Here is a 6,231-nt window from a genome sequence, read left to right on the forward strand (position 1 = left end):
TTCCGGTTTGCCGTCCGTGGCTGCCTTCAGGGCGGGAGAAGGCTTCCTCGTACGAAAAAGGCCCGCACAACCGCCCTTGAGGGCAGCCGAACGGGCCTTTGACGTGTGTGGTGGCCTAGCAGCCGTAGTAGAGCTCGAACTCGAAGGGGTTCGGGCGCAGCGACAGCGGGAAGATCTCCTGCTCACGCTTGTACGTGATCCAGGCATCGATCATGTCCTGGGTGAACACGCCGCCTGCCTGCAGGAACTCGTTGTCGGCTTCCAGGGCTTCCAGGGCTTCCTCCAGGGAGCCCGGGGCCTTCTGGATGTGCTTGGCTTCTTCGGCGGGGAGCTCGTAGAGGTCCTTGTCGATCGGATCCGCGGGTTCGATGCGGTTCTTGATGCCGTCCAGGCCTGCCATCAGCTGAGCAGCGAAGGCGAGGTACGGGTTCGAGGAGGGGTCCGGAGCGCGGAACTCGATGCGCTTGGCCTTCGGGTTGGAACCGGTGATCGGGATGCGGATACCGGCCGAGCGGTTGCCCTGCGAGTAAACCATGTTGACCGGAGCTTCGAAGCCCTTGACCAGGCGGCGGTAGGAGTTCACCGTCGGGTTGGTGAAGGCCAGGACGGCGGAGGCGTGCTTGAGCAGGCCGCCGATGTACCAGCGGGCCAGGTCGGACAGCCCTGCGTAGCCCTTTTCGTCGTAGAACAGCGGATCCCCGCCGTTCCACAGCGACTGGTGGCAGTGCATGCCGGAGCCGTTGTCGTTGAAGACCGGCTTCGGCATAAAGGTCGCGGACTTGCCCCAGGCATCGGCAACGTTCTTGACGATGTACTTGAACTTCTGCAGGTCGTCAGCTGCGTGCGTCAGGGTGGTGAACTTGTAGTTGATTTCCGCCTGGCCGGCGCCACCCACTTCGTGGTGGGCCCGCTCGACCTCGAGGCCGGCGTTGTCCAGCTCGACGCAGATCGCGTCGCGCAGGTCGGCCTGCTTGTCCACGGGAGCAACGGGGAAGTAGCCACCCTTGAAGGGAGTCTTGTTGCCCAGGTTGCCGCCCTCTTCCTCGCGGCCGCTGTTCCACGGAGCCTCGATGGAATCAACCTTGTAGAAGCTGCCCTGCGGAGCGGATTCGTACTGGACGTTATCGAAGACGAAGAACTCGGCCTCCGCCGCAAAGAAGGCGGTGTCGGCAATGCCGGTGGAGGCAAGGTACGCCTCGGCACGCTCAGCGACGCCGCGGGGATCGCGGAGGTACGGCTCGCCGGTGCGGGGGTTGACGATGGAGAAGTTCAGCGCGAGGGTCTTCTCGATGCGGAAGGGGTCCAGGAACGCGGTGGTCACGTCGGGAATCAACTGCATGTCTGATTCGGCGATGCCCTGGAAGCCGCGGATGGAGGAGCCGTCGAACAGCTGGCCGTTGATGAAGAAATCAGCATCGACGGTCTTGGCCGGCACGTTGAAGTGCTGCTGCACGCCGGGCAGGTCGGTGAACCGGATGTCGACGAACTTCACATCTTCGTCAGCGATGAACTTGAGGACCTCGTCCGCAGTCTTGAACATCGTTTTAAGCTCCTTATACAGGTTTGGGTGGATAGCCCCGGGCGGTGGGCCTGTCCAGGCGCCGGTCGGCAGGGTCTGCACGATCCGGCAACAGCAAAAGTCTAGGGGGACCCCATTACCCGCCCGTGTCGCCAATGTTTCGGCGACGTTACATACGCCGGGCCTCTGTCTCCACCCTAGCGTGTGCCTAGTCACCGGAGCACACTTGGCGCCTTCATGCGGCAGGGATCTGGCTGGCTGGAGCAGCCGGTAGTCTTAAACGGTGGTTGACAGACGAAGCTTAGGTTCATGGCTCCAGGGCCCCCCGTCCGATGACGAAAACTGGCCCGGACGCCGGCTGGGCCGCCCCCGGACCGGTCCGGGATCCATTGCCCGTGTAGCGCCGCGGCTTGGTGCCATCATCATTGACTGGGCGCTGGCGTCGCTGATTTCGTATGCATTCTTCGGTGGGACCGCAACGGCCAACCTCCTGGTATTCGCCGCGGAGCAGATCGTCCTTGTGGGGCTGCTCGGCTACAGCATCGGCCACCGGGTCTTCAGCCTCCAGGTGCAAAAATTGGACGGCTCCGCGGCTGGGCCCCTGGCCGGCGTCGTCCGCACCCTGCTGCTGTGCCTGGTTATCCCGGCGATGATCTTCGACGCCGACCAGCGCGGCCTGCACGACAAAGCCATGAACACCGTCCTGGTCCGGGTGAGGCACGGGAGCCGCTAGGATCCTGGCGCACAAGATACGTTCCCAAAGGGGGCCCCTCAGTGGAGGGGCCCCCTTTGTCTATGTTCAGGAGGCTGCCGGGGCCTGCCGCCGCCCGCCCGCGCCGGCCCGCGCCGGTTGTCGTGCAGTTTCCCTTCGCTTTGGGACAAATCGGAGGGTAGGGGACTTTCCTGCCGTGGCGCCGCGGCAGGAAAGTCCCAAACTGGCAGGAAAGTCCCAAACTGGCAGGGAGGTCCAAACTGGCAGGGAGGTCCAAAGCGGAGGGTCCAAAACGGAGGTCCCAAAGGCGCCAGCCCAGACCACCGGGCTGTCCCGACGTCGCCCGGTTGTGTCACCCCCCCCCGCATTCTTCCTGCTCCCATACCTGCCCAGCGCACGGTCCCGCCAGTGCGTTGCACTGCAGGTTCCGCACTCGCTTGTCCTGTCAGCCCACGCACATGCACGAAAAAGGGCCCTTCAGCGAAGGGCCCTTTTTCGATGTTCAGCTACCAGTACCGGAGACGCCGGCGGTCTCCGGCTAGCGCCCGCGTGCGGCCTTGCGGTCCGGGCGGGCCTTGTAGGGATCGATGCCCTTGGGGATCGGAAGACGCTGGCCCAGGGCAGACAGGCGCTTGTTCACGGCCTGGACTTCCTGCTTGGTCAGCGACTTCTTGAGCTTCTTGACGTTCTTGGCGACCTTCTGCAGCGGCACCTGGCCTTCGCCGCGGCCCGTCTGGATGACGTGGACGGGAACGTTCGGCGCGATTCGGTTCATCTTCTTGCGCTCACCGTCAACGAGTGCGCGGACCCGGTTGGAGGGCCCTTCGGTGACGAGCACAATGCCGGGACGGCCGATCGCACGGAACACGGCGTCCTGGGTGCGGGGGCTCACGGCGACGGGCTGCTCCTCGAGGATCCAGCCGCGGCGCAGGACGCTCAAGGCCGCGCCGGAGGCACCCGGCTGGCCTTCAATCTGCGAAAACGCTGCCTTCTCTGCGCGCCGCGAGAGGATGAAGACTGCGGCCAGCAGGCCCAGCGGGATCGCGATGATGAGCATCGTGACCCAGTTGTTGATCAGGAATCCGATGGCCAGGCCGAGGATGATGATGCCGAAGAAGGCACCAGCCATCCACCAGACCACGCTGGGATCGTTGCGCCGCGTCATCTTGAAGACATCGGCGATCTGTTTCATGCGGCCGGGCTGCTTGTTCTTCTTTTCCGCTTTCGGTTTGCGGGAGAAGAGGCCGCGGCGGGCGCCCTTGGATGCGTCGGAATCAGTGCTGTTGGCCATAATAAGTCAATTCTACGTGATGGAGGCGCTGCATCTTCTCCCTGTGACAAGGGTGCCTGGCCGCGCGTTGCAGCAGGATGCTCAGCGGGAGCATCAGTGGGTAAGCCAGCGAAAAAGTCAGTGGGAAGCCGGTGGGATCAGCGCCGGGCCAAGATGGATGACGCTTCCTGGGCGGCGGTGCCGGAATCTTCGATGTGCGCCAGGTTGGGCGGGAGCTCGCGGCCCTTTTTACGCATGGCCCCTGCCCAGAGCCGTCCGGCCCGGTAGGAGGAGCGCACCAGCGGTCCGCTCATGACGCCTAGGAATCCCAGTTCGCCTGCCTCCTCGCTGAGCTCGACGAATTCCTCGGGCTTGACCCAGCGGTCCACCGGGAGGTGTCGTTCGCTGGGCCGCAGGTACTGGGTGATGGTCAGCAGGTCGCAGCCGGCGTCGCGCAGGTCCCGCAGTGCCCCGGAGATCTCCTCCCGGGTTTCGCCCATGCCCAGGATCAGATTGGACTTCGTCACCATGCCCAGGTCCTGTCCCTGCGTAATGACGTCCAGGGAACGTTCGTAGCGGAACGCGGGCCGGATCCGCTTGAACAGCCGCGGAACGGTTTCCACGTTGTGCGCGAACACCTCCGGCGCGGCGTCGCAGATCGCCTGGATGTGTTCTGGCTTGCCGGAGAAGTCAGGGATGAGGATTTCGACGCCGGTACCCGGGTTGAGTGCGTGGATCTGGCGGATGGTTTCGGCGTACAGCCAGCTGCCTTCATCCTCCAGATCGTCACGGGCGACGCCGGTGACCGTCGCGTAGCGCAGGTTCATGGACTGGACCGAGCGAGCGACCTTCAGCGGTTCCATCCGGTCCAGGGGAGAGGGCTTGCCGGTATCGATCTGGCAGAAATCACAGCGCCGGGTGCAGTCGGAGCCTCCAATGAGGAAGGTGGCTTCTTTGTCTTCCCAGCACTCGAAGATATTGGGACAGCCGGCCTCCTCGCAGACCGTGTGCAGGCCTTCCTTCTTCACCTGCTTCTTGAGCTGGACGTATTCCGGGCCGATATTGACCTTGGCCTTGATCCAGTCCGGCTTGCGTTCCACCGGAACGGCGACGTTGCGCTGCTCGATACGCAGGAGGCGGCGGCCTTCGGGTGCGAGTGTCACTTCAGGACTCCTTCTTTCCGGGCGGCGCCGGTTTCTGCGGGGGATGAGGGGCCGGACTGTGCCGGTGCGTTTGTCAGGTTTCCGAGGGTGCGCCTGAGCTGATTTTCCACTTGGTCCACGACGGCGGCAGGCGCCACAGCGGTTCCGGTCTCCGCGCTGATGGACGTGGTTCCTGCGTCGGTGATGCCGCAGGCGATGATCTGTGCGTAGGGGGCCAGATCATTGCTGCAGTTCAGGGCGAATCCGTGCATCGTGACGCCGTGGTCAACCCGGATACCAACGGCCGCAATCTTCCGGTCCTGCTGGCCCGCGCTGCCGCGCACCCAAACCCCGGACCTGCCGTCGACGCGTTCGCCTCGGATGCCGTAATCGGCAAGCACTGCGGTCAGGGCGTCCTCCAGCGCCGCGACGTAGTCGACCACGAGGACAGGATCGGGCAGGCGCAGAATGGGATAGCCCACCAGTTGGCCCGGTCCGTGCCAGGTCAGTTTTCCTCCGCGGTCCACATTGATCACAGGGGTGCCGTCGAAAGGCCGCTCGTGCGGCTCGGTCCGCCGTCCGGCGGTGTACACGGGGAGGTGTTCGAGCAGCAGAACCGTCCCTGGCCGGGTGCCTGCGCTCACCTCTGCATGCACCCTTCGCTGCAGCTCCCAGCCGTCGTGGTAACCAAGATATTCCGGGGCAAAGCCAACGCGCTGAAACTCCAACTCCATACGGGACAGCGTAGCGCCTGTCACAGTCTGAGGTGCTGTGAGAACCATCACGGGCTGCGCAGGTTGTGGATAACTCCTGCAGGTTTCGTCTGGCCGCGCTAGAACTGTCGGCATGGACACAGCAGGGGAATCAGGCGGACAGTATGCCGGAGCGCATGGGGGTCAGTATGCCGGCCAGTATGTGAGTCCGCTGGATGACTCCGAAGGGGTGTGGGGCCAGACGGCCCGCCCGCCGGAGGTGCCGGACCCCGGGTGGCGGGTTGGCAGGTTCCTCGGGGAGGGCAGCGCCGCAAGGGTGTGGCTGGTCGAGCGGACTGCCGACGGCGCCCGGTACGCCCTGAAAGTGCCTAGCCGTCCGGATACCTCAGCCGATGAGTTTGACCTGCGGCGGGAGCTGACGATCCTGTCCCGCTTCGGGCACGAGAACCTCCTTGGGGTGCACGGGTTCCTAGCCACGGCCGATGGCCGTGGTCTGCTGCTGGAATACGCCCCCGGAGACAGCCTTGCCCGGCTGGTTGCCGTCCGGAAAACACTCACCGAGGGCGAGGCAGTAACCGTGTTGGTCGCCGTGGCGCGCGCACTGGCCTGCCTGCACGCGGAGGGTGCAGCACACGGCGACGTCTCGCCCGGCAACGTGCTGTTCACCGCGTACGGAAAACCTCTGCTCGCTGACTTTGGCACCGGCAGAATGCTTGGCGAGGGCCGGGACGGCGCGGTGGGAACCCCGGGCTTTGCCGCGCCGGCGGAGCCCGGCACGGACGATGCCGGCTCCAGGGTGAGCGGGGCAGGTCTGGAAGCGGATGTCTATGCCCTGGGTGCCCTGGGCTGGTTTATGCTGACGGGCCGGCCGCTGG

The 6,231-nt window shown here is 64.8% G+C and carries 6 protein-coding genes; 2 read left to right on the plus strand and 4 right to left on the minus strand.

Features of this window, described 5'->3' with window-relative positions:
- Nucleotides 1-115: 115 nt before the first annotated feature.
- A complete protein-coding gene (glnA, locus tag RTN46_RS01650; RefSeq protein ID WP_312178685.1) occupies nucleotides 116-1,540 on the minus strand; it encodes a type I glutamate--ammonia ligase in 1,425 nt (474 codons plus the stop codon).
- A 262-nt stretch (nucleotides 1,541-1,802) separates the two neighbouring features.
- On the opposite strand from glnA, the gene RTN46_RS01655 reads away from it, so the two are divergent.
- Complete coding sequence (locus tag RTN46_RS01655; RefSeq protein ID WP_312178686.1) at nucleotides 1,803-2,252, plus strand: RDD family protein; 450 nt, start codon at nucleotides 1,803-1,805, stop codon at nucleotides 2,250-2,252.
- 517 nt (nucleotides 2,253-2,769) lie between these two features.
- Here RTN46_RS01655 and RTN46_RS01660 read toward each other — a convergent pair.
- The 3 genes from RTN46_RS01660 to lipB all read right to left on the minus strand — a co-directional run bounded on the left by RTN46_RS01660 (nucleotide 2,770) and on the right by lipB (nucleotide 5,377).
- Nucleotides 2,770-3,522: a DUF4191 domain-containing protein gene (locus tag RTN46_RS01660; RefSeq protein ID WP_312178687.1), complete on the minus strand. Its 753-nt coding sequence runs from the start codon at nucleotides 3,520-3,522 to the stop codon at nucleotides 2,770-2,772.
- Nucleotides 3,523-3,659: 137 nt separating this feature from the next.
- Nucleotides 3,660-4,664, minus strand: a complete 1,005-nt coding sequence (gene lipA / locus RTN46_RS01665) for a lipoyl synthase (RefSeq protein ID WP_312178688.1) — start codon at nucleotides 4,662-4,664, stop codon at nucleotides 3,660-3,662.
- Entirely contained in the window at nucleotides 4,661-5,377 is a 717-nt protein-coding gene (gene lipB, locus RTN46_RS01670; protein WP_312178689.1) for a lipoyl(octanoyl) transferase LipB, read from the minus strand. The genes lipA and lipB overlap by 4 nt, the downstream gene beginning before the upstream one ends.
- Nucleotides 5,378-5,489: 112 nt before the next feature.
- On the opposite strand from lipB, the gene RTN46_RS01675 reads away from it, so the two are divergent.
- A partial coding sequence (locus RTN46_RS01675; protein WP_312178690.1) for a serine/threonine-protein kinase occupies nucleotides 5,490-6,231 on the plus strand: 742 nt, incomplete at its 3' end.

This window comes from Arthrobacter sp., from assembly GCF_031988865.1.
In the GTDB taxonomy this organism is placed as follows: Bacteria; Actinomycetota; Actinomycetes; order Actinomycetales; family Micrococcaceae; genus Arthrobacter_B.

Coding starts and splice junctions, on each gene's coding strand:
- RTN46_RS01660 (WP_312178687.1), bottom strand. CDS start 3,522: ATGGCCAACAGCACTGATTCCGACGCATCCAAGGGCGCCCGCCGCGGC.
- glnA (WP_312178685.1), bottom strand. CDS start 1,540: ATGTTCAAGACTGCGGACGAGGTCCTCAAGTTCATCGCTGACGAAGAT.
- lipB (WP_312178689.1), bottom strand. CDS start 5,377: ATGGAGTTGGAGTTTCAGCGCGTTGGCTTTGCCCCGGAATATCTTGGT.